General features: G+C 59.6%; 22 protein-coding genes. 10 read left to right on the top strand and 12 right to left on the bottom strand.

Features of this window, described 5'->3' with window-relative positions; genetic code table 11:
- Positions 1–183: 183 nt before the first annotated feature.
- Positions 184–2,082, bottom strand: a complete 1,899-nt coding sequence (locus tag ACYASU_RS09190) for a potassium transporter Kup (protein WP_463582611.1) — start codon at positions 2,080–2,082, stop codon at positions 184–186.
- Between the two features lie 270 nt (positions 2,083–2,352).
- Here ACYASU_RS09190 and rimO point away from each other — a divergent pair, with 270 nt between their 5' ends.
- Both rimO and ACYASU_RS09180 read left to right on the top strand, forming a co-directional pair.
- Positions 2,353–3,690, top strand: coding sequence for a 30S ribosomal protein S12 methylthiotransferase RimO (gene rimO, locus ACYASU_RS09185; RefSeq protein ID WP_122537399.1), 1,338 nt, complete (start codon positions 2,353–2,355; stop codon positions 3,688–3,690).
- A 121-nt stretch (positions 3,691–3,811) separates the two neighbouring features.
- Positions 3,812–4,264 carry a GNAT family N-acetyltransferase gene (locus tag ACYASU_RS09180; RefSeq protein WP_463582610.1) on the top strand — a complete coding sequence of 151 codons (453 nt, stop codon included), beginning with the start codon at positions 3,812–3,814 and terminating at the stop codon, positions 4,262–4,264.
- 12 nt (positions 4,265–4,276) lie between these two features.
- Here ACYASU_RS09180 and ACYASU_RS09175 read toward each other — a convergent pair whose 3' ends face one another.
- Positions 4,277–5,272, bottom strand: coding sequence for an alpha/beta fold hydrolase (locus ACYASU_RS09175; RefSeq protein WP_463582609.1), 996 nt, complete (start codon positions 5,270–5,272; stop codon positions 4,277–4,279).
- 162 nt (positions 5,273–5,434) lie between these two features.
- On the opposite strand from ACYASU_RS09175, the gene ACYASU_RS09170 reads away from it, so the two are divergent.
- The 3 genes from ACYASU_RS09170 to tsaA all read left to right on the top strand — a co-directional run bounded on the left by ACYASU_RS09170 (position 5,435) and on the right by tsaA (position 7,399).
- The gene (locus ACYASU_RS09170) at positions 5,435–6,145 is read left to right on the top strand and encodes an rRNA pseudouridine synthase (protein ID WP_463582608.1); all 711 of its coding nucleotides are present in this window, start codon (positions 5,435–5,437) and stop codon (positions 6,143–6,145) included.
- Positions 6,146–6,215: 70 nt separating this feature from the next.
- The gene (locus ACYASU_RS09165) at positions 6,216–6,677 is read left to right on the top strand and encodes a YehS family protein (protein ID WP_074891250.1); all 462 of its coding nucleotides are present in this window, start codon (positions 6,216–6,218) and stop codon (positions 6,675–6,677) included.
- Between the two features lie 17 nt (positions 6,678–6,694).
- Entirely contained in the window at positions 6,695–7,399 is a 705-nt protein-coding gene (tsaA, locus tag ACYASU_RS09160; RefSeq protein WP_463582607.1) for a tRNA (N6-threonylcarbamoyladenosine(37)-N6)-methyltransferase TrmO, read from the top strand.
- A gap of 168 nt (positions 7,400–7,567) precedes the next feature.
- Here tsaA and ACYASU_RS09155 read toward each other — a convergent pair whose 3' ends face one another.
- A complete protein-coding gene (locus ACYASU_RS09155) occupies positions 7,568–8,347 on the bottom strand; it encodes a ferredoxin--NADP reductase (protein WP_463582606.1) in 780 nt (259 codons plus the stop codon).
- Positions 8,348–8,468: 121 nt separating this feature from the next.
- Here ACYASU_RS09155 and ACYASU_RS09150 point away from each other — a divergent pair, with 121 nt between their 5' ends.
- Positions 8,469–9,395: a LysR family transcriptional regulator gene (locus tag ACYASU_RS09150; protein ID WP_192170845.1), complete on the top strand. Its 927-nt coding sequence runs from the start codon at positions 8,469–8,471 to the stop codon at positions 9,393–9,395.
- A 27-nt stretch (positions 9,396–9,422) separates the two neighbouring features.
- Here the strand turns inward: ACYASU_RS09150 and ACYASU_RS09145 are convergent, their stop codons facing one another.
- Together ACYASU_RS09145 and erdR are read right to left on the bottom strand one after the other, a co-directional pair.
- Positions 9,423–9,791, bottom strand: a complete 369-nt coding sequence (locus ACYASU_RS09145; RefSeq protein WP_192170844.1) for a diacylglycerol kinase — start codon at positions 9,789–9,791, stop codon at positions 9,423–9,425.
- A gap of 106 nt (positions 9,792–9,897) precedes the next feature.
- Entirely contained in the window at positions 9,898–10,545 is a 648-nt protein-coding gene (gene erdR, locus ACYASU_RS09140; protein WP_065989781.1) for a response regulator transcription factor ErdR, read from the bottom strand.
- 175 nt (positions 10,546–10,720) lie between these two features.
- Between erdR and ACYASU_RS09135 the strand changes: the two genes are divergently transcribed.
- Positions 10,721–11,605 carry a DMT family transporter gene (locus ACYASU_RS09135; RefSeq protein WP_463582605.1) on the top strand — a complete coding sequence of 295 codons (885 nt, stop codon included), beginning with the start codon at positions 10,721–10,723 and terminating at the stop codon, positions 11,603–11,605.
- A gap of 58 nt (positions 11,606–11,663) precedes the next feature.
- On the opposite strand, the gene ACYASU_RS09130 is transcribed toward ACYASU_RS09135, so the two are convergent.
- Positions 11,664–12,395 carry a tRNA-uridine aminocarboxypropyltransferase gene (locus ACYASU_RS09130; protein WP_463582655.1) on the bottom strand — a complete coding sequence of 244 codons (732 nt, stop codon included), beginning with the start codon at positions 12,393–12,395 and terminating at the stop codon, positions 11,664–11,666.
- Positions 12,396–12,613: 218 nt separating this feature from the next.
- On the opposite strand from ACYASU_RS09130, the gene ACYASU_RS09125 reads away from it, so the two are divergent.
- Complete coding sequence (locus ACYASU_RS09125; RefSeq protein WP_463582604.1) at positions 12,614–13,039, top strand: quorum-sensing-regulated virulence factor family protein; 426 nt, start codon at positions 12,614–12,616, stop codon at positions 13,037–13,039.
- 378 nt (positions 13,040–13,417) lie between these two features.
- The gene (locus tag ACYASU_RS09120) at positions 13,418–14,524 is read left to right on the top strand and encodes an LOG family protein (RefSeq protein WP_463582603.1); all 1,107 of its coding nucleotides are present in this window, start codon (positions 13,418–13,420) and stop codon (positions 14,522–14,524) included.
- Positions 14,525–14,572: 48 nt separating this feature from the next.
- On the opposite strand, the gene recX is transcribed toward ACYASU_RS09120, so the two are convergent.
- From recX to ACYASU_RS09095, 5 genes are all read right to left on the bottom strand, one after another.
- On the bottom strand, positions 14,573–15,040 hold the full coding sequence (recX, locus tag ACYASU_RS09115; RefSeq protein WP_463582602.1) for a recombination regulator RecX: 468 nt from the start codon (positions 15,038–15,040) through the stop codon (positions 14,573–14,575).
- An 8-nt stretch (positions 15,041–15,048) separates the two neighbouring features.
- Entirely contained in the window at positions 15,049–16,113 is a 1,065-nt protein-coding gene (recA, locus tag ACYASU_RS09110; RefSeq protein ID WP_065989790.1) for a recombinase RecA, read from the bottom strand.
- 85 nt (positions 16,114–16,198) lie between these two features.
- The gene (locus tag ACYASU_RS09105; RefSeq protein WP_423571820.1) at positions 16,199–16,699 is read right to left on the bottom strand and encodes a CinA family protein; all 501 of its coding nucleotides are present in this window, start codon (positions 16,697–16,699) and stop codon (positions 16,199–16,201) included.
- A 693-nt stretch (positions 16,700–17,392) separates the two neighbouring features.
- Positions 17,393–17,707, bottom strand: a complete 315-nt coding sequence (locus tag ACYASU_RS09100; protein ID WP_463582601.1) for a hypothetical protein — start codon at positions 17,705–17,707, stop codon at positions 17,393–17,395.
- A gap of 91 nt (positions 17,708–17,798) precedes the next feature.
- Positions 17,799–18,224, bottom strand: a complete 426-nt coding sequence (locus ACYASU_RS09095; RefSeq protein WP_463582600.1) for a cell wall hydrolase — start codon at positions 18,222–18,224, stop codon at positions 17,799–17,801.
- A gap of 179 nt (positions 18,225–18,403) precedes the next feature.
- On the opposite strand from ACYASU_RS09095, the gene ACYASU_RS09090 reads away from it, so the two are divergent.
- Positions 18,404–18,670, top strand: coding sequence for a hypothetical protein (locus tag ACYASU_RS09090; RefSeq protein WP_463582599.1), 267 nt, complete (start codon positions 18,404–18,406; stop codon positions 18,668–18,670).
- 53 nt (positions 18,671–18,723) lie between these two features.
- Here ACYASU_RS09090 and ACYASU_RS09085 read toward each other — a convergent pair whose 3' ends face one another.
- A complete protein-coding gene (locus ACYASU_RS09085; protein WP_463582598.1) occupies positions 18,724–21,894 on the bottom strand; it encodes a tail fiber domain-containing protein in 3,171 nt (1,056 codons plus the stop codon).
- Between the last annotated feature and the right edge of the window lie 30 nt (positions 21,895–21,924).

The following is a 21,924-nucleotide window of genomic DNA, read 5'->3' as shown; positions in this document are numbered from 1 at the left end:
CCGCCCATAAAAAATCCCCGCTCTCTTGCGATTGCGGGGATTTTTTTGTTTCAGCTACTTGTTGACGTGAGGCCGACCTCTTTAGGACCGGCTTCAGCCGGGAAGAGGCCAGTGCATACGCCATCAATCTCACGGCGTGACACCCGGCACACTCCCGGTTAAACCCCGCCGAAGCGGAGCTGCTTACATCTCCACCTGCGTGCCCAACTCGATCACTCGGTTGAACGGCAGTTTGAAGAAACGCAAATTGCCGTTGGCGTTTTTCAACATGAACGAGAACAAACCTTCGCGCCAGCGGGCCATGCCCACCAGTTTCGACGAGACCACGGTTTCGCGGCTGAGGAAGTAGGTCGTGCGCATCGGGCTGAAGTCCAGCTCCTTCAGGTGACACAGGCTTAGCGCTGCCGGCACGTCCGGCTCGTCAATGAAGCCAAAATGCAGAATCACGCGATAGAAGCCCTCGCCAAACGCCTCGACCTCGAAGCGCTGGGCCGTCGGCACGCGCGGGGTGTCTTCGTACACGACGGTCAGCAGCACCACTTGCTCATGGAGCACCTGGTTGTGCAGCAGGTTATGCAACAGCGCATGGGGAACGGCGTCCGCACGGGCCGTGAGAAACACGGCCGTGCCCTGAACGCGATGGGGCGGCTGCACGCGAATACTGCTGATGAAGATCGGCAGCGGCAGACCGCCCTCGTCGATGCGATCTACCAACAGCTGCTTGCCGCGCTTCCAGGTGGTCATCAGGATAAACAGCGCGATACCCGCCAGGAACGGGAACGCCCCGCCCTGAATGACTTTTGGCACGTTGGCCGCGAAGAACATACCGTCCACGAACAGGCATCCGACCAAAATCGGCACCGCGATCAGCGGCGGCCATTTCCAGGCCAGCAGCATGACCGACGCCACCAGAATCGTTGTGCAGAGCATCGTGCCGGTCACCGCCACGCCGTAGGCCGAGGCCAGCGCGCCGGAGGATTCGAATCCCAGCACCAGCAGGATGACCCCGACCATCAGCGCCCAGTTCACCGCACCGATGTAGATCTGCCCCTGGGCGTCGCTCGAGGTGTGCTGGATGTACATGCGAGGGATGTAGCCGAGCTGAATCGCCTGCAGCGTCATTGAGAACGCCCCGGAAATCACCGCCTGCGAAGCAATAATGGTCGCCAGTGTCGACAGGGCAATCAAAGGCAACAGGGCCCAACTCGGCGCCAGCAGGTAGAACGGGTTGCGTACCGCTTCAGGGTCTTGAATCACCAGGGCCCCCTGACCGAAGTAGTTCAGCACCAGTGCCGGCAGGACCAGCGCGAACCACGCACGGGAGATCGGCTTGCGACCGAAGTGACCCATGTCCGCATACAGCGCCTCGGCACCGGTCAGTGCGAGCACCACAGCGCCCAACACCGAAACGCCAATGCCGGGATGGTCAATAAAGAAGCGAACCGCCCACACCGGGTTGACGGCATGCAGCACTTCCGGCTGTTGCAGGATGCCGTGAACGCCAAGCACGCCGAGCGTCACGAACCACAGCACCATGATCGGGCCGAACATCACGCCGATGCGCGCAGTGCCGTGACGCTGAATCAGAAACAGCGCCACCAGCACGACCAGCGCGATCGGCACCACCCAGCGCTCAAGTCCGTCAAAAGCCAGCTCCATGCCCTCAACGGCCGACAGCACCGAGATCGCCGGGGTGATCATGCTATCGCCGTAAAACAGCGCCGCGCCGAACAGCCCGCAGACGATCATGCTCGCCTGCAGCTTCGGGTACTTGGCCGACGCCCTGCGCGCCAACGCCATCAGCGCCATGATGCCGCCCTCGCCGTCGTTATCGGCGCGCAGTACCAAGGCCATGTACTTGAAGGAGACCACCCAGATCAGTGACCAGAAGATCAGCGACAGAATGCCCAGCACGGCATCGTGGCCGGCCTGCACGCCATAGCCGCCGACGAAGACCTCTTTAATGGTGTAAAGCGGGCTGGTACCGATGTCGCCGTAGGCTACACCCACCGCGCCCACCAGCAGACTCAACGGTTTCGCCGAAGAATGCCCGACCTCTGCCTGACTCGTTGCGTGACCCATTTACCACTCCTGAAACCATGACTCGAGCACCGCGATCCGGCGTTGTCGGATTGACCCACGCCGCACCGGTAAATTCCGATGCGCCCGGCCCACTTGGGGTGCCGGGCGTAACGCCGCGAAGCATAGCGCAGCACTCGTCGTAATTCTCTGTATAACACTGGTCAATCGTTCGATGCGCCGCTAGAATTGCGCACTTTTTGATCAGAGGCGCCCCAAGCGCCCAGTCAATGCTTCGGCCAAACGCCGGGCATCCTACGCCGAGGTTAGTCAATGTCCACCGTCACCACGTCTGCCGCCCCCAAGGTCGGCTTTGTCAGCCTCGGTTGCCCGAAGGCTCTGGTCGATTCCGAGCGCATCCTGACCCAGCTGCGCATGGAAGGCTATCAGGTCGTGCCGACCTACCAAGACGCTGACGTGGTCGTGGTCAACACCTGCGGTTTCATCGACAGCGCCAAGGCCGAGTCCCTCGAGACCATTGGCGAGGCGCTGGCCGAGAACGGCAAAGTGATCGTCACCGGTTGCATGGGCGTGGATGAAAGCGTGATTCGCAGCGTGCACCCGAGCGTGCTGGCCGTCACCGGTCCGCAGCAGTACGAGCAAGTGGTCAATGCCGTCCACGACGCCGCCCCGCCGAAGCTCGATCACAACCCGCTGATCGATCTGGTGCCGCCGCAAGGTGTCAAGCTGACCCCACGCCATTACGCGTACCTGAAGATTTCCGAAGGCTGCAATCACAGCTGCAGCTTCTGCATCATCCCGTCCATGCGCGGCAAGCTGGTCAGCCGCCCGATTGGCGATGTGCTCGACGAAGCCCAGCGTCTGGTCAAAGCCGGTGTGAAAGAGCTGCTGGTGATCTCCCAGGACACCAGCGCCTACGGCGTCGACATCAAGTACCGCACCGGTTTCTGGAACGGCCAGCCGGTCCGCACGCGCATGACCGAGCTGTGCCAGGCCCTGAGCTCGTTGGGTGTATGGGTACGCCTGCACTACGTTTACCCGTACCCGCACGTCGACGAGATCATTCCGTTGATGGCGGCGGGCAAGATCCTGCCGTACCTGGACATCCCGTTCCAGCACGCCAGCCCGAAGATTCTCAAGCTGATGAAACGCCCGGCCTTCGAAGACAAGACCCTGGCGCGCATCAAGAACTGGCGCGAACAGTGCCCGGACCTGATCATCCGTTCGACCTTCATCGTCGGCTTCCCGGGTGAGACCGAAGAAGACTTCCAGTACCTGCTGGACTGGCTGACTGAAGCACAGCTCGATCGCGTCGGCTGCTTCCAGTACTCCCCTGTCGAGGGCGCGCCGGCGAACCTGCTGGATGCACCGATTGTTCCGGACGACATCAAGCAGGATCGCTGGGATCGCTTCATGGCGCACCAGCAAGCCATCAGCGCCGCACGCCTGCAGATGAAAATCGGCAAGGAAATCGAAGTGCTGATCGACGAAGTGGACGAGCAGGGTTTCGTCGGTCGTTCCTTCTTCGACGCGCCGGAAATCGACGGTAACGTCTTCGTGGAAAGCGACCGTGACTTCAAGCCAGGCGACAAGGTCATGTGCCGCGTAGTGGATGCCGATGAGTACGACCTGTGGGCTGAGCCAATCTAACGCTCAATCCTTGGCTCGCACGCCGCTTCACCTCCAATAACCCTGCCCGTAAAACGGCGGGGTTTGTTTTTTCTGGCTATCGTCCCCACATCAGGATCACCACCCAGGGAGCAGCGGCCACATGACCCGGCACTCGGTCATTTATCTGCCCAGGCAGCACGATTTCGCCGAACTCACCCGGGTCTGGGAAGCCTCCGTGCGCGCGACCCATGACTTTCTCTCCGAGAACTACATCACGCTGCTCCGGCATCTGCTGGAAAGCCAGTACCTGGGTGCCGTAAACCTATTCTGCACCCGCGACTCGCACCTGCGCATCACCGGTTTCGCCGGCACCACCCCGGGCAAACTCGAAATGCTGTTCATTGCCCCCGACCACCGTGGCACGGGCCTGGGCAAGCAACTGCTGGACTACGCGATGGAGCACTTCCACATCACCGAGCTGGACGTGAACGAACAAAATGCTCAGGCGCGGGGGTTTTACGAACGGCAGGGGTTTGAAGTGGTGGGCCGGACCGAGCTGGACGGGCTCGGCCGACCGCATCCGATATTGCGGATGCGGCTCAAGGTCATCTGAAGCAACCCTGCATCAGCGCTTCAGACTTTCCAGCAGCACCTTGTTGAACTGCTGAGGGTCCTGAATCTGCGGCGCATGGCCCAACCCAGCGAACTCCACCAGTGTCGCCTGGGGAATGCGCTTGGCCGCGGCCTTGCCCAGCTCCGGGTAATCGCCCAGCGTCTTGCGCAACTCCTCGGGCGCCGCGTCCTTGGCGATGGCAGTGTTGTCCTTCTGCCCGATCAACAACACCGTCGGCATTTTCAATTTCTCGAAGTCGTAGAACACCGGCTGATTGAAGATCATCCCGTAGGTCTGCGCTGACGCCCGCGCCACCTCCTCCTTGCCTTTGCCGTTGAACATCCCGGCCTGCATGTCGACCCAATGGTCGAACTCGGGCCGCCATTCATTGGCGTAATAGGTCGACTGCTGATACTTGCGAATGCTCTCGGCGCTGGTCTTCAGCTCACGGGCGTACCAGTCATCAAAGCTGCGATCCGGGACACCTTTGGCTTTCCAGTCCTCCAGACCGATAGGGTTGACCAGCAGCAGCTGATCCACCTGCTCGGGGTACATCAGCGCAAAGCGGGTCGCCAGCATGCCGCCCATTGAATGCCCGACCACGGTGACGTGATCGATGCCCAGTTGGGTCAGCAGCGCTTTGGTGTTCTGCGCCAGCTGCTCAAACGAGTACTTATAATCCGCCGGCTTGCTGGAGCGGCAGAAACCGATCTGATCCGGCGCGACCACACGATAGCCCGCGCCCGTCAGCGCCTTGATGGTCCCTTCCCACGTGGCGCCGCAAAAATTCTTGCCGTGCAGCAGCACCACGCTGCGACCATTGGCAGTGCCGGTTGGCTTGATGTCCATGTAACCCATCTGCACGGGCGCACCCTGGGATTCAAAGCTGAAGTTCTGCGCCGGAAACGGATACTGAAATCCTTCCAGCTGTGGGCCGTAAGACGGTGGTTGCGCAGCGAGCAGCGGCAGGCTGACAGTCATCAGCAGTGCGGGTAGCCATTTGGTCATGAATTCGCTCCAGACGATGTAGGAATAGAGAGCAGACCTGCATCGCTCCCGGAAAAATCCATCGAGTGGAGGCTTATTCGCCAGGCAATTTCAATGTGGCCGCGATTAACGGTGCCTGCGCGGGTACAATAGGCGCCTTTCCATTTTGTTACGGCTTTTCTCATGACTGACCCCATTCGCCTCTCCAAACGCCTTATCGAGCTGGTCGGCTGCTCCCGCCGCGAAGCCGAGTTGTTCATCGAAGGTGGCTGGGTCACGGTGGACGGCGTTGTCGTCGACGAGCCGCAGTTCAAGGTCGAAAACCAGACCGTGGTGCTGAACGCGGAAGCAAAAGCCGACACGCCTGAATCCGTTACCCTTTTGTTTAACGCCCCTGCAGGCATGGCCCCTGAAAGTGCCTTGGCGTTGATCACACCCGCTACGTTGTCCGCCGACCACAGCATCGGTCGACGTCCCCTCAAGGGCCACTTTCTGCGCCTGGAAGCGATTTCCACGCTGCAAGCCAACGCCAGCGGCCTGATGGTGTTCAGCCAGGACTGGAAAATCCTGCGCAAACTCACCGACGACCGCAGCAAGATCGAGCAGGAATACGTCGCCGAAATCTCGGGCGACATGGTTGCCCACGGCCTCAACCGCCTGAACCATGGCATGACCTACAAGGGCAAGGAACTGCCGAAGGTCAAAGCCAGCTGGCAGAACGAAAACCGCCTGCGCTTCGCCATGAAAAACCCGCAGCCCGGCGTCATTGCCCAACTGTGCGAGGCAGTAGGCCTGAAGGTTGTTTCGGTGCGGCGCATCCGTATCGGCGGCGTGTCCATCGGCAAGGTGCCTGAAGGCCAGTGGCGCTACATGACCGACAAAGAAAAATTCTGAATCCCCTTTGTGAGCGCCGCATCCCATTTCGCGCGCGCTCATCTGTGAATCTCCAGGAAATACACGCACCATGATGAACAACGATGTATTGCGCAGCATCCGTTACATGCTTGATATCAACGACGCCAAAGTGGTCGATATCATCAAGCTCGGCGGGTTCGACGCGACCAAAGCCGATGTCGCGGCCTACATGAAGAAAGACGAAGAAGAAGGCTTCGTGCCGTGCAGTGACGAGGTCATGGCGCACTTCCTCGACGGCCTGGTGTTCTTCAAGCGTGGCAAAGACGAGAGCCGCCCGCCGCTGCCTGTCGAGCTGCCGATCACCAACAACATCGTCCTGAAAAAGCTACGTGTGGCCTTCGAGCTGAAAGAAGACGACATGCACGCTATCCTCAAGGCGTCCGAGTTCCCGGTGTCCAAGCCTGAACTCAGCGCCCTGTTCCGCAAGGCCGGTCACACCAACTACCGCGTCTGCGGCGACCAGCTGCTGCGCAATTTCCTGCGCGGCCTGACCCTGCGCGTACGCGGCTAAGTGCTGCAGATCCGTCGATGACCCAGGCCTACAGCGTCTCGCCGATCGGCTTTATGCGCTCGTGCTTCAAAGAGAAGTTCGCCATTCCCCGGCAGCCGCAACTGGCGCCTGCCGCGCGGGGCGTGCTGGAGCTGGTCGCGCCTTTTGATCAGGGTGACGCCGTGCAGGGCCTCGAACAGGTCAGCCATGTCTGGCTGCTGTTTCTGTTTCATCAGGCCCTGGAGGATAAGCCGCGACTCAAGGTGCGCCCTCCTCGTCTGGGCGGCAATCAGTCGATGGGCGTGTTCGCCACGCGCGCGACCCATCGGCCGAACGGGATCGGTCAGTCGGTGGTCAAGCTGGACAAGGTCGAAGCCGGGCGCCTGTGGCTGTCAGGCATCGACCTGCTGGACGGCACGCCGGTGCTGGACGTCAAACCCTACGTGCCTTATGCGGACGTGATCGTTGATGCACGTAACAGCATGGCCGCCGCCGCGCCGGAGATGATTCCGGTGCAATGGGCAGACGCGGCGCTGGCCCAGGCTCGCGAACAGGGGCTGCGCCTCGAAGAACCGCTGATCGAGCTGATCGAGCAGTGCCTGGCTCAAGACCCGCGACCGGCCTACCAGAAACCCACGCCAGAGCGACGCTACGGCGCGCAGTTCTGGGATCTGGACGTGCGCTGGCATTACCCGCAAGCAGGCGTCATCTGCGTGCTGGAAGTCGTCCCCGCCGCCGGTTGATAAACCGCTTACACCCGCCCACAAAAAAACCGCCTGGTCCGTGACCTCCAGGCGGTTTTTTTCAGACCCCAAAAACGCGGGTGCCTGTACTGACCTATTCGCCGATGACGTCGCCCTCGCGGTACTGCGAGGATGATTCATCGGCGATTGGGTCGTATCTGTACGCGGTTACTTCTCGACGAATGCACGCTCAATCAGGTAATCCCCCGGGTCGCGCATGCGTGGCGAAACGGTCAGGCCGAAGCTGTTCAACACTTCGCTGGTTTCGTCGAGCATGCTCGGGCTGCCGCACAGCATGGCGCGGTCGTCTTGCGGATTGATCGGCGGCAGGCCGATGTCGCTGAACAGCTTGCCGCTGCGCATCAGGTCGGTCAGGCGGCCCTCGTTCTCGAATGGCTCGCGGGTCACGGTCGGGTAGTAGATCAGCTTGTCGCGCAGCATCTCGCCGAAGAATTCGTTCTGCGGCAGGTGCTCGGTGATGAACTCGCGGTAAGCGACTTCGTTCACGTAACGCACGCCGTGGCAGAGAATGACCTTCTCGAAACGCTCGTAAGTTTCAGGGTCCTGAATGACGCTCATGAACGGCGCCAGACCGGTACCGGTGCTGAGCAGATAAAGGTGTTTGCCCGGCTTGAGGTCGTCCAGCACCAGCGTGCCCGTAGGCTTTTTGCTGATGATGATCTCGTCGCCTTCCTTCAGATGCTGCAGCTGCGAGGTCAGCGGGCCGTCCGGCACCTTGATGCTGAAGAACTCCAGATGCTCTTCCCAGTTCGGGCTGGCAATGGAGTAGGCACGCATGAGCGGGCGCCCGTTTGGCTGCTGCAGACCGATCATGACGAACTGACCGTTCTCGAAGCGCAGGCCAGGATCACGGGTGCACTTGAAACTGAAGAGGGTGTCGTTCCAGTGATGAACGCTGAGGACACGCTCGTGATTCATGTTGCTCATGGTACGTGGGAGCTCCTGATAAATTCTTGCGCGGGTCAGTGCGCCATTGCGCGACATTCTAGTGGCAGACACAATATCTGTTAACTGAATTATCAAGATATAGGTTATCGGTTATATAGATATGCGATTTACTCTCCGTCAGCTCCAGGTTTTCGTCGCGGTCGCCCAGCAGGAAAGCGTTTCCCGCGCGGCGGTCCTGTTGTCCTTGTCGCAATCTGCGGCGAGTACGTCCATCACCGAACTGGAACGCCAGTCCAGCTGCCAGCTGTTCGACCGCGCCGGTAAACGGCTGAGCCTCAACGCGACCGGCCGGCAGCTGTTGCCACAGGCCGTCGCGCTGCTGGATCAGGCCAAGGAGATCGAAGACCTGCTCAACGGCAAGTCCGGCTTCGGCTCGCTGGCAGTCGGCGCGACCCTCACCATTGGCAACTACCTCGCTACGCTGCTGATCGGCAGCTTCATGCAGCGCCACCCCGAGAGCCAGGTGAAGCTGCACGTGCAAAACACGGCGAACATCGTTCAGCAGGTCGCCCACTACGAGATCGATTTGGGCTTGATCGAAGGCGACTGCAGCCACCCCGACATCGAAGTGCAGACCTGGGTCGAAGATGAGCTGGTGGTGTTTTGCGCCCCTCAGCATCCCCTGGCCAAAAAGGGCCGGGCGTCCCTCGAGGAACTGACGCACGAGGCGTGGATTTTGCGGGAGCAGGGTTCGGGGACGCGCCTGACCTTCGATCAGGCGATGCGTCATCACTTGAACAGCCTGAACGTGAGACTGGAGTTGGAACACACCGAAGCGATCAAACGCGCTGTGGAGTCAGGGCTGGGTATCGGCTGCATTTCGCGTCTGGCCCTGCGTGACGCCTTTCGTCGGGGCAGCCTCGTTGCGGTTGAAACGCCGGAGCTGGATCTGGTGCGGCAGTTCTACTTCATCTGGCACAAGCAAAAATACCAGACATCGGCTATTCGCGAATTCCTCGACCTCTGCCGCTCATTCACCGCCGGCGTGAATCGCAGCGACGAGATCGTCCTGCCGAGCATTGCCTGACGCGGAGCCCGACTGTAAAAGCGATTGTCAGCCCAGCAGAATCAGGCCCCAGACCACGGCAATCATGCTCAGCGCCACGAACTGTGCGGCGCTGCCCATGTCTTTGGCGTTTTTGGACAAGGGGTGACGGTCCAGAGAGATCCGGTCAATCGCGGCTTCGATCGCCGAGTTCAGCAGCTCAACGATCAGCGCCAACAGGCACACCGCGATCAGGATCGCGCGCTCGCCGCGGCTGACGTGAAACATGAACGACAGCGGGATCAACACGACGTTGAGCAGCACCAGTTGACGGAACGCCGCTTCGCCTTTGAATGCAGCGGTCAGGCCGTCGAAGGAGTAGCCAGATGCGTTGAGAATACGTTTCAGGCCGGTCTGGCCTTTGAATGGGGACGTCATAGGGAAACTACTGATGAATGAAAGCGGTGGAGGCTAGTGCGGCGACGGTCAAAAAAGTGTGAAGGTCGACCGCGTACAGCCCTGGGTTCAGCCTGATTCAGGGGAATCAGCTCTGCGGAATGGATTCCAATTGTTGCAGCAGCAAGGCCGCCTGAGTTCGCGTGCGCACATTGAGCTTGCGAAAGATCGCCGTGACGTGGGCCTTGATCGTTGCTTCCGACACACTCAGCTCGTAGGCGATCTGCTTGTTCAGCAGCCCCTCACAGACCATCGTCAGCACGCGAAACTGCTGGGGCGTCAGGCTGGCAAGGCCTTCGCTGGCGGCCTTGGCCTCAGGTGACACGCTGATGCTTTCGTTGACCTGCGGGGGCCACCAGACATCGCCATCCAGCACCGTTCGCACAGCCTTCTGAATGGTTTCGAGGGAACTGGATTTCGGGATGAAACCGCTGGCGCCGAATTCCCGGGACTTGACCACCACCGCAGCCTCTTCCTGAGCAGAGACCATCACCACCGGCACCTGCGGGTACTGACCGCGCAACAGCACCAGGCCCGAAAAGCCATAGGCGCCGGGCATGTTCAGGTCCAGCAGGACCAGATCCCAATCGGACTTTTCGGTCAGTCGCGCTTCGAGATCGGCGATGCTCTCGGCCTCGACCAGCCTTGCATCCGGCCCGAGCCCCAGGCTTAGCGCCTGATGCAATGCGCTGCGAAACAGGGGATGGTCGTCGGCAATCAGGATTTCGTATGGCATTTCATGATCCTTTAAGTGACTCAGCGCCGACGAATTCAACACCTAATGAGGCAGCCCGCGACATCTTGACACAGGGACCGTGCGTGAGCGGCGCCAAGGATGCCCAGCGAAGTCGGGGTGGTCAAGCCTGACGCTTTACGGCAAAGTCTGCGCCCCCGACCTGACGAGTGCCATCATGCCAAACCATGCCCTGCGAGCGGACTTGCTCATGCTCCTGACCGCATTGATCTGGGGCACCGGCTTTGTTGCTCAGACCGCCGGGATGGATCATATCGGTCCGTACCTGTTCTCGGGGCTGCGTTTTGCGCTGGGCTCCCTCTGCCTGATCCCGCTGATTCTGCGCAACGCCAAGACGGTCCGAGTGCCGGAACCTCTGCTCAATCGTGGCATGTTACGCGCCGGCATCATCATGGGCCTGGCGCTGGCACTGGGCATCAACCTGCAACAGGTTGGCCTGCTGTTTACCAGCGTGACCAACTCCGGCTTCATCACCGGTCTGTACGTGATTGTCGTTCCGCTGCTGGGCTTGCTGCTCGGCCATAAAACCGGGCTGGGCACCTGGCTGGGCTGCCTGTTGGCCGTGGTCGGCATGTGCCTGCTCAGTATTGGGGATAACTTTCACGTCGCCTCAGGTGATTGGCTGCAGTTGATCGGCGCGTTCGTGTGGGGCGGGCATGTGGTGTTGGTCAGCTTGTTTGCCAGTCGCCACGACCCGATCCGTCTGGCCTTCTTACAGTTCGCCACGTGTTCGGTGGTGAGCCTGTTGCTGGCAGTCCTCTTCGAACCGATCGCCCTCAGCGCGATCATCGACGCGGCCCCTGCCCTGCTCTACGGCGGCATCGTCGCGGTCGGCGTCGGCTACACGCTGCAAGTGGTCGCGCAGAAACACGCCATTGCTTCCCACGCGGCCATCATACTTTCGCTGGAGGCCGTGTTCGCCGCCATCGCCGGCGCCTGGATTCTCGGCGAGGCGTTGCAACTGCGCGGCTATATCGGCTGCGGATTGATGCTGGCCGGGATGCTGCTGGCGCAGTTGTGGCCGAAGAAAACCCTGGTCTGAGATCTGCTTCTATGCGAGCCGTCTTGATACGGCTCGCTGGCGCCAGCCTTACTGATGACTACTCAAGATAGCCCTTGAGCTCTTGATGAGCATCGCTCAGCAAGTTGAGGGGCAACTGATTTTTGGCACCTAGATAGTGCTGACTGAACACATCGAAGTAGCAGCTTAGAGCCGAAGCTGCTTCAGTGTCGCCGGCCAGATCGAAACACAGTGCGGCCACTTCAGCGGTACAGAGATGTTCGCTGCGCGTGGAACGTCTGAGCTTGTACCGTGAAAGCTTTTCGGGGATCAGGCTCAAAATGGGGATGGAGTCAAAATAAGCGCTTTTACGGAAGATTTTCCTCGCTTCAGTCCATGTAGCGTCAAGCAGCACGAACAGCGGTCTCTTATTCGGATTAATCGTCACGGTATTGGTGACGCGCTCGGCCGCTACATATTCCCCCGGAAACACCAGATACGGTTGCCACTGCGGATCGTTGAGCAATGCAATCAGCTTCTCATCGACTTCGGTGCGTGACCACACAAACGCATGGTTATCCTTGATCACGTCTGCGATCAGCCAACCCGTATTGCTGGGTTTGAAGACCTCTTTTGTCGTCATGATCAGGCACACCCCTGATTTTGCCTCGACCTTGGGACGCCACCTGCACAGGCAGTGACTTTCGATCACTCGACAGTACTGGCACCTGGGCGCACGTGATCCGCGAGCAAGGTAAGGCTTGGTACTCTCCTCCTCCCGCTCATCTCTCAGACAGGCGACAGAGTTTCTGTGAAAAAGAGTCGGGGTCATTGAAGGGTAAGAAGGCAGTGACACGAGAGTATCCGGCAGGTCGAAAAGTCGCAGCATTCTATCAGACCCGCCCGACGCGCCGTGTTCTCTGGTGTCCGCCAAGGCTCCTCCCCTATACTGCCCGGCCCTGAGAGCTCACTCCCCCAGTGAACGCCTCGGGATGTCGCCGGTCCAACGGCCAGCCTCTGCATCACCCGTCCACGCACCAGGAGAATTCAATGCTGCGCCTCATCGCCCCCACTCTCACGCTTTTGCTCGTCGCTCCACTGTGCGCCAACGCGGCGTCCAAACAGGATTACGAACTGAGCCAGATGCTTGATAAAGTCGCGAAGGAAAGCAGTGTCGGTACGCCACGCGCCATCAACGAAGACATCCTCGACGAAGGCTACACCGTTGAAGGCAAGATGCTGATCAACCACCTGAGCGTGCAGTCTGGCCAGGCGGTTCAGATGCGCGAAAACCCGGACGACGTCCGCGGTCAGCTGGGCGGTAGCGTGTGCCGCAATGCCGGTTATCGTCAGCTGATGGCCAAGGGCGCGATCCTGCGTTACCAGTTCACCGAATACAAAACCAACAAGCTCATCACGACGCAGGAAATCAAAGCGGCGGATTGCGCTGCCAAGCCCCCTGCCCACAAGAAGTGATGTAACGCGCTTTATGGGCTGCGCGTTTCGAAATCCTTTCAACGCGCAGTCTTGCTCTACCCTCCCCGGTACTTCCACTATTCAAATCCCCGCCACTCAGCACTTTTCGCGCGCTGCCTGATCGCTGATCCTGGTGCCTGCTTTTCATTTCGCCGTGCCCCTGATGCCTCATCACATTTTGCATGCAAGAAAGGGTTGCCTGCGGCGCCGGTTGCCATCAATGTTTTCTCTTTTCAACCACGGATTAGCCCAGAATCGGGCGCCGCGCAGGTCTGATGCCTCCCTTTCCTTCGGATGCGCTGCGCACGCCGACGCATGACGCGTCGCGATCCCGCCACTTGGCGGCGGTCAATGATTCTGCAGAAGGAGAAAGCGTGAATGCCGTACGTACCCAGTGACGCGTTGTCTCAGCACTTTCAGAGCAACGGAATCGACCTCACCCCCAAAGTCGAAGAACTCCTCGGTTCGGTCGCCCCGGACAGCCCCAACCTTCCGCTCTACCGCGACATGATTCTGACCGTCCTGCGCATGGCTCAGGACGACCTGAATCGCTGGAATGCCAAAATCACCCTGCAAGCGTTGCGCGAGCTGGAGAATGCCTTCCGGGTGCTCGAACGATTCAAAGGCCGGCGCAAGGTCACCGTGTTCGGTTCCGCCCGTACCCCTTTGGAACATCCTGTTTATGCGCTGGCCCGTGAACTGGGCAAGCAACTGGCAGCCTCCGACCTGATGGTCATCACCGGCGCCGGTGGCGGGATCATGGCCGCGGCCCACGAAGGCGCCGGCCTGGATCATAGCCTGGGCTTCAACATCACCCTGCCGTTCGAGCAACACGCCAATGCGACCGTGGATGGCACCGGGAATCTGCTGCCGTTCCACTTCTTCTTCACACGTAAGCTGTTTTTCGTCAAAGAGGCCGATGCGCTGGTGCTCTGCCCGGGCGGGTTTGGCACCCTTGATGAAGCACTGGAAGTGCTGACGCTGATCCAGACCGGCAAAAGCCCGCTGGTTCCCATCGTGCTGCTGGATGCTCCGGGCGGCACGTTCTGGGAAGGCGCTCTCGGTTTCATCAAAAGTGAGCTGGAGGCGAACAAATACATTCTGCCCACGGACATGAACCTGATGAAGCTGGTGTACAGCGCCGATGAGGCTGTCGCCGAGATCAACCGCTTCTACAGCAACTTCCACTCCAGCCGCTGGCTGAAGAATACCTTCGTCATCCGCATGCATCACGCCTTGAGCGAACAGGCGCTGAACGCCCTGCAGGACAGGTTCGTCGATCTGCGGTTAAGTGGGGACTTCCAGCAATACAGCCATCAGGACGAATATGACGAAGTGCAGTTCAGCCATCTCACGCGCCTGGCGTTCGCGTTCAACGGCCGCAACCATGGCCGCTTGCGCGAACTGGTGGACTGCATAAATCTGGAGGAGAACTGGGCGACACCTGCACCTTCTCAGCAGACCCAGCCTGTGAAATCGATGTGAGGGTGAATGCTTGAGGGCGCGTCTGCGCGCCTTCAGGCAGATCAAGCGTCAGTCGTCGTAGCCCTTGCCACTCAGCAAACGACCAATCAGCTCGGGCGGGTATCCGCGATAACTCAGAAAACGCATCTGCTGCCCACGTTCGCGGGCATCTATGGGCAACTGGCCGCTGAACTTGCGCTGCCACAGCGCTTCCAGCTTCTCCCACCAGTCGACGCCGCACTCGCGCAGCGCCTGCTCAATGTCCGGACGCGGCAAACCGCGCTGCCCCAGCTCTTCGCGAATGCGCAAAGGGCCGTGGCCAGAACGGGCACGGTAGGAAACGAAGCTTTCGAGGTATCGGGATTCGGACAGCAGCCCCTCTTCCGTCAAACGGTCGAGCGCTGCGTCAATCAATTCAGGGGGAGCGCCGCGCTGACGCAGTTTGCGCGTCAGCTCGACACGACCATGCTCGCGTCGTGCGAGCAGGTCCATTGCAGTACGCCTTACAGCGACGGGAGTATCAAGCACAGCCGGCATGGCGGGGATCAGATGTCCGCGTCAGCTTCGACTTCAGCCACATCGTCTGCCGCTACGCGGGACGATTGAGCCTTCACATCAGGCGCTGCGGTCAGCAGTTTCTCGCGAATCTGCCTTTCGAGGGTGGTGCCGATTTCCGGGTTGTCCGCCAGGAACTTCGCGGAGTTAGCTTTACCCTGACCGATCTTGCTGCCCTGGTAGCTGTACCAGGCGCCGGATTTCTCCAGCAGACCGTGCAGCACGCCGAGGTCGATGATCTCGCCGTTACGGTAGATGCCCTTGCCGTAGAGAATCTGGAACTCAGCCTGACGGAAAGGTGGGGCCACCTTGTTCTTGACGACCTTGACGCGGGTTTCGCTACCGACGACTTCGTCGCCTTCCTTGACCGCGCCTGTACGGCGGATGTCCAGACGAACCGACGCGTAGAACTTCAATGCGTTACCGCCGGTAGTGGTTTCCGGACTGCCGAACATCACGCCGATCTTCATACGGATCTGGTTGATGAAGATAACGAGGCAGTTGGCTGTCTTGATGTTACCGGTGATCTTGCGCAGCGCCTGGGACATCAGTCGGGCTTGCAGGCCGACGTGCATGTCGCCCATTTCGCCTTCGATTTCAGCTTTTGGTACCAGAGCGGCCACGGAGTCGACGACGATGACGTCGATCGCGTTCGAGCGCACCAGCATGTCGGTGATTTCGAGGGCTTGTTCGCCGGTATCTGGCTGGGAAACCAGCAGGTCATCGACGTTGACGCCCAGCTTGCCGGCGTACTCTGGATCGAGCGCGTGCTCGGCGTCGACGAATGCGCAGGTGGCGCCCATTTTCTGGGCTTCTGCGATGACGGACAGAGTGAGGGTGGTTTTACCCGAAGATTCCGGGCCGTAGATTTCAACGATCCGGCCTTTTGGCAGGCCACCGATACCGAGTGCGATATCGAGACCCAGCGAGCCGGTGGAGATAGCAGGAATAGCCTGGCGGTCATGGTCACCCATGCGCATTACGGCACCTTTGCCGAACTGACGCTCGATCTGACCCAAGGCCGCAGCCAAGGCTTTCTTCTTGTTGTCGTCCATTGAATCCTCTCGTAATAGGTTAGGCCTTGACGGCCGATATAACTGTATAAGTAGCCAGTATTATTCCACAGGGTCTGACGCGCGCCTACCCCTGATTTGGTATTTCTCCGCGAGAGAGGCGTACAAGCCCCTCTAGCGCGGCGCTCACCGTTTGTCGGCGGACCGCATCACGGTCACCTGCAAATAGAAAGCGCTCGGCGATCAATCGTTCCGCCACGCCCCAGCAGACCCACACCGTACCGACGGGTTTCTCCGCGGAGCCCCCGTCCGGCCCGGCCACCCCGCTGACCGCGACCGAAAACTGCGCACCGCTGTTGGCCTGCGCGCCCCTGGCCATGGCTTCGACCACTTCGCGGCTGACGGCGCCGACCTGGGCGAACAACGCTTCCGGCACCGCCAGTTGTCGGGTCTTCTGCCGGTTGGAGTAGGTGACATACCCGGCCTCGAACCAGGCCGAACTTCCGGGGATACGGGTGATGGCTTCAGCGATGCCGCCTCCGGTGCAGGATTCGGCCGTGCTGACCTGCGCGCCCGCTGCCAACAGTTGCTGACCCAGGGTTGCTGCCAGGTGGGTGATATCGTCCAAAGGGGTTCTCCGTATCGGTCGAGGCAAAGCAGACACGCTACACCAGCAGGATGGATGTGCAACACAGACGCGACCTGAATCCGGATCACGCCTGCAAGACACTTATTTGCGCTCCGGTTTTTCGGGGCAGGGTTTCTTGACGGTTTCCACGATGGTCTCCCGTGGACGTCGTTTGGCCTCCTCCAGAGGGATGAAACGGCCGTTGGTTGAATCTCGTCCTCGCTTGCGTTGCATAGGGCAATCCTTGTCGATGATGCCGCCTCCAGTCGGGCGGTGCTCGACATCCTAGCCAGCTCGAAGCGCTTCGTGTCGGTTCGGAAACGCGCCGTGACGAATCAGCCGGACCTGCGGCCCGAGAGCGTGCGTGGTAACCTTGCCGCCATCGCAAAAGCAATCGGATATGACGTCGGGCCACGTAGGTGGAATCCCTTTCGTCGCCCGAAACTTGCCTCAACCTCCTACAGAATTTGCCTAAATAACTGATGAATAAAGCAATTTCCGACCTGTCCTCGCACACCCCGATGATGCAGCAGTAGGGTGAAAAACGAAGCGCGCGCCATGTAAGATAGGGCGCGCGCTTTTTTTCAGTCTAAAAAGAAACCCCAAGTTAGACGGGCTTAGGGCCAATAGATTCGATGTAGCCAGAGGTAGTATTAGACAATTCAGCAACCCTCCCCGGCGTCCTGCCGACGTTCACAAAACCCGAACCAGCTTCCCTTTATAGAAACACTGAGTCCCTGCTTCAAGCTCATGCTCCGGGCGTTGGAAGATGCCCAGGTGGTAGCCCTCTTCCAGCTCAAGCAATCCCCACTCGCGTGCAGCGTCAGTTACTTCCAGCATGTCCGACAGCTCGTCGGCGTCAACCTGATACCGCTGATACGCAAGTATTGCCAATTCCCGCAACTTCGCCCGCTGGCCGTCAGGGTCCGTCACGAGGTCGAAACGGTTCTCGACCATGAGCTTCCATGCGGCCAAAGGGTCGGCGGTGTGTTTGATGAGTGGGATCATGGTCGGTCTGATAGCTGTATATGCGTACAGTTAACCGAAGCCTCGCCGTCAGCGTCAATCGCGGCCGACCAGAGGAGCGAAGACCTGGATGTCAGGGCACATCTTTGAAGAACACGTGATTGCCCACCTTCAACGTTCGCCTCGCCTTGGCTGCCCAGTCCGGCGCCCTCGGCATGGTGGTCGCGTAATAGTGCGTCGCTCCACCGGTAGGGTCCGGCACCTTGCCGTCGATCACCTGGTCAGCAGCAATGCGGCACTGGGCCAGCTCGCGGAACGGAATCGCGCGCGCGCCGCTCAGGAACTGATAGTTAGGGTCGCTCCGGTTCCAGCAGCTGAACTGGTACGGCTTCTGGCAGACGCCGGCGTAACCCTCGCCCCACCATGATTTATCCTTGCCATCGTCAACACGGTTGCGGATGGTCCAGGCCACAGCCACCATACCGGCCAGTCCCTCGCCGCGCGCTTCGCCCCACAGCGTGCGAGCGAGCACATCTCGATCTTTATCAGTCACGGTCATTACCTTTCTCCTGGCAAAAAAAAGCCCAGCGGTTAGGCCGGGCGAGGTTCTAGTTCAGTGCTACTTGTAGGGGGTCGATATCAAAGACAAAGCGCGCGAGAAGTTGCGCCAAGTGGAAAAATGAGGATTGGTAGGTTATATAGGAAGGCTGGCATGTTGCCGGGTAAAAGGAGTAGTAGATGTCGAACAGCATTTGGCAGTCGGATATCTGGGGAGAGGATAAGTCCGACTTTTACGGAATAGACGAGGAAAGCGGCTTCTTAAAGACGGTCCGCATACGCACGCATGAGTCTGGCAGCCGCGCAATGCTGACCCAGCTGTTCTACCCGAGCGGCGCAAAGCACTCAGAACACGTTTTCCAATTGCGGGACGAGACTCAGGACGAAGCCGTCGATAACGGCATCGCGCATTTGAAGTGGCTGACGAAGCACGCTAAGCGCCTCTGACCCTGCTACAGCCCGGGCGCACACCATCGTCGCCCGGGTGCTTCAGGTCCTCTTCAGAGCGTGGCCAGCTTTTCCTCAATAGCTGCCAGCCGCGCTTCCAAAGCCTCGTTTTTCGCTGCAAGTTCTTGCGCGGCCTTGATCAGCGGCGATATGAACTGGTCGTAGCGCAACGCCTGCTGACTGTCCTCGTCATTCGGGTCAGAGCGCACCCATCCGGCGAAGTCAACGCCAGCATCCGAGACAACCTTTTGCACTTCCTGCGCGATCAGGCCCCAGTGCGTCCTGGTGCCAGGTACAGACTCGGTGATGATGCGGCCCGGCATGTCAGTTTCTTTGACCTCCTCGCCTTCCGCTCGCTCACGGCCGTGCTCATCAACCATGACCTGGCGTATAACGCGGACACTGCCCTCTTTCCAGCGGTAGGATACGGGGCGCAGTGCGGCGATGAAGTTGAGACCAAGTTCCGCGTCCTTGATGTCCGTTTTGGTCCGCTCATCAGAGGTTTGAATTGTGCCTGTAGCACTCCACACGGCAGAGAAACGCTGAGTTGCCGAACCTAGAGTTGGACCGTTATCTGTGACAGGCTTCAACCCGGTTGTTTCAACGGTCACGACATCTACAGGCCCGCCAGCACCAGCAGCGCGAGCTGACATAATCCACTTCGTCGAGACGTTTCCTACCCCGGCGATTGCCCCGACGGCCTGCCGAATGCCACCGCCTGAGATGAAGCTGCTTCCGTCGTAACCGAATGGGTCTACCTGATAAAGCAGGTCATTTGCTACGACGGCGGTTTTAGCCGCAGTAGTGCCACGAGAGCGCAAAGGCTGGACCGCGACCCCCCCAACGGTGTTACCTGAATACTGCTGGCGAGCCGTAGGGTTTGCGTCAATAACGTAGCGCTGACCGAAGCTGTTGACGCAGTTTTTGAACCGGTTGGATGGTCCGATATTCAGGTTGTCGAACGAACCCGAGGAAATCGCTCCACCGGTAATGTCTTCAAAATAATTGAGGTCGATGTTTGCACTCGCGTAAGCGGACCCGACGTCAATGCCTACTGGACCCTTCCATAATGTGGTGAGCCCGATGTTCGCTGCACCGCTAATCAAGTCGATGTGCTTGATGTCGCAATCCCACAGCAGGCAGCTGGTGATGTTGACTGCCGCAGCCGTGCTGTTCAATCCGCCGGCGTTGATGTCGATGACGATCGAACGGCCCTGGGCAGCCAGGCGGCAACCCAGTAGGTTGATCTCTTTGCAGATGCCCTTGAGTTCGATACCTACAGCAGTAGAGGCACCTGCGCCGTAACCGTCCGCAACGAAGCCGAGAAGGTTGACCATGTTGCAGCCATCAACAATAACTCCACGATCGTAGCCGTAGGCGAAGCAGTTGGTGAAGTTCGACATGTCGGCGACGTTGGCAAACTTGAAGCCGAAGCCTGGACGCAGGTTGAGCGGCCCGGTAGTCCACGACTGATGCGTTGTCGTGAACGGCCAGCAGTGAATATTCGCTACTGTGCCGATGTCGTATACGGCTGCCAGGTCAATACCGTTCTTGTTATCGCCCTTCAGGTTTTCAAAGCGGGGCCGCTCGAAGTTGTTCAACTCGACCATCTTGTTGAAGCCCAGAATGATCATGTCGTGAAGGTACGGGTCTGAGCCACCAACGGTGAACGCAGTGCCCGCGAACGCAGCTACCCCAGCTGCAGCAGCAGTAGCATCAGCAAACGGAAGATTCAGGCCCTTCGGCATAACCAGACCGCCGCCGAAGCCCGAACCGTTGCGGGTGGTGATGGTGGTAGCTGGGTTGATCACGATGCGCGATTTCTTGGAATCGTAGTCAAACGCAGTGCCGTACCGAAGTTCACCCGCAGAAAGCAGGTCGCCCTCGAAACTGACGTAATCGGAGATGCTCAGCGCTGTGTCTATCAGGTGAGCCTGGTGGAAGAACGCTTTCCCGCCACCGATCGCGCCAAGATAGTTTGAGGCTCGTTGAAAGGCTGGGGCATCGTCGGTTACTCCATCGCCGAACGCTCCGAACCAGCCAGCCGAAACCCTTTCTGCGTTTACTCGTTTCCACAGATCGCCGTTGTTTGCGCGGAAGCTGATGCCGTAGTAATCAGGGACGCCTGGAGCTGCGCCAAGGTTTCTAAACCGGCCTGAAATACCGTCATTTGTTATCCGAACCGTCTTCGCGCGACCGTTGTACGCGATCAGTGCGTTGTAATCGGTCAGCGGGCGATTATCATCGAGGACGGCCTGCACGGTGGTTTTGTCGTAGCCGACGAGTGCCGCCCCCTTCGCTGAGTCGTCAGCAGCCGACAACTCTTCCGTTCTGAGGATTGACGTAGGCAGCCATTCTTCGGCGATCAGGCCATCTGGATCGGCGAGCGGGATGCCGCTGGGTTTTGCAACGGACGAAATCTTGTCCGAGATTTGATCTACTGCGGCGGCGGCATCGTTAAGCACCCAGCCCGCGCTTGTGAAAAGGTACTCACCCTGGGCTGTTGTGTTGAAATAACGGTCGCCGATTTCCAGCGCGGAGCCGTCAAACCGAGTTGACGGATTAGAGTCTGCGGGATCAAGGAAGGGCGAAGTCCGTTCAGTGGCCAGGGCGGCCGCTTGGGTAGCGGCTGTAACTGCGTCGGTGCGAGCGATAGTGGAAGGCATCCATGCCTCGGCGATCTTTCCGCTACCGTCTGCCAGAGGAATCTTGCCTGGCGCCGGGGTCAGTGTTGCGGTTCCACCGGTAACCACTGCTGCGGCACTGGCGGCGCTGGCAGCGGCAGATGCAGCGCTGCTTGCCGCACTCTCTGCATCCTCGTGCACTTGGGGTGCCAGCGCACTCACGATGTCAGCAGCATCGGTCGCCTGCGCTACTGCCGTCGCCGTCGCTTGCTCACTCGCCAAAGCAGACGCTTGAGCAGCTTGCGCTTCCGAAGCGGAGGTAACTGCGATATCCCGCGCCTGCAGAGCTGCCTCAGAGGCGTTTACAGTGTCGAAGTGCGCCTGCTCTACCTCTGTGGCCAGCGTTTGGACGGTGCCCGCTTGATTTGAAACTGTGGAGGCAAGGCCTGCTACTTGGACAGCGTTTGCATGAACCTCTTGCGTATCAACTTGAACTTCCGCGCGATCCTGGGCAGTCGCGTCACGCGCTTCTTGGATCTGCGAAAGCATCTGCACTGCGGCATCGACTTCCGGGCCCGTGTGCGAACTTTGATAAGCCATGCTTTGAAGCTCCTTTGTTTCAGCCAATGG

The organism is Pseudomonas sp. HP_12, assembly GCF_055283955.1.
The sequence above is the reverse complement of the archived record's forward strand: the minus strand, read 5'-3'. Positions and strand labels throughout refer to the sequence as shown.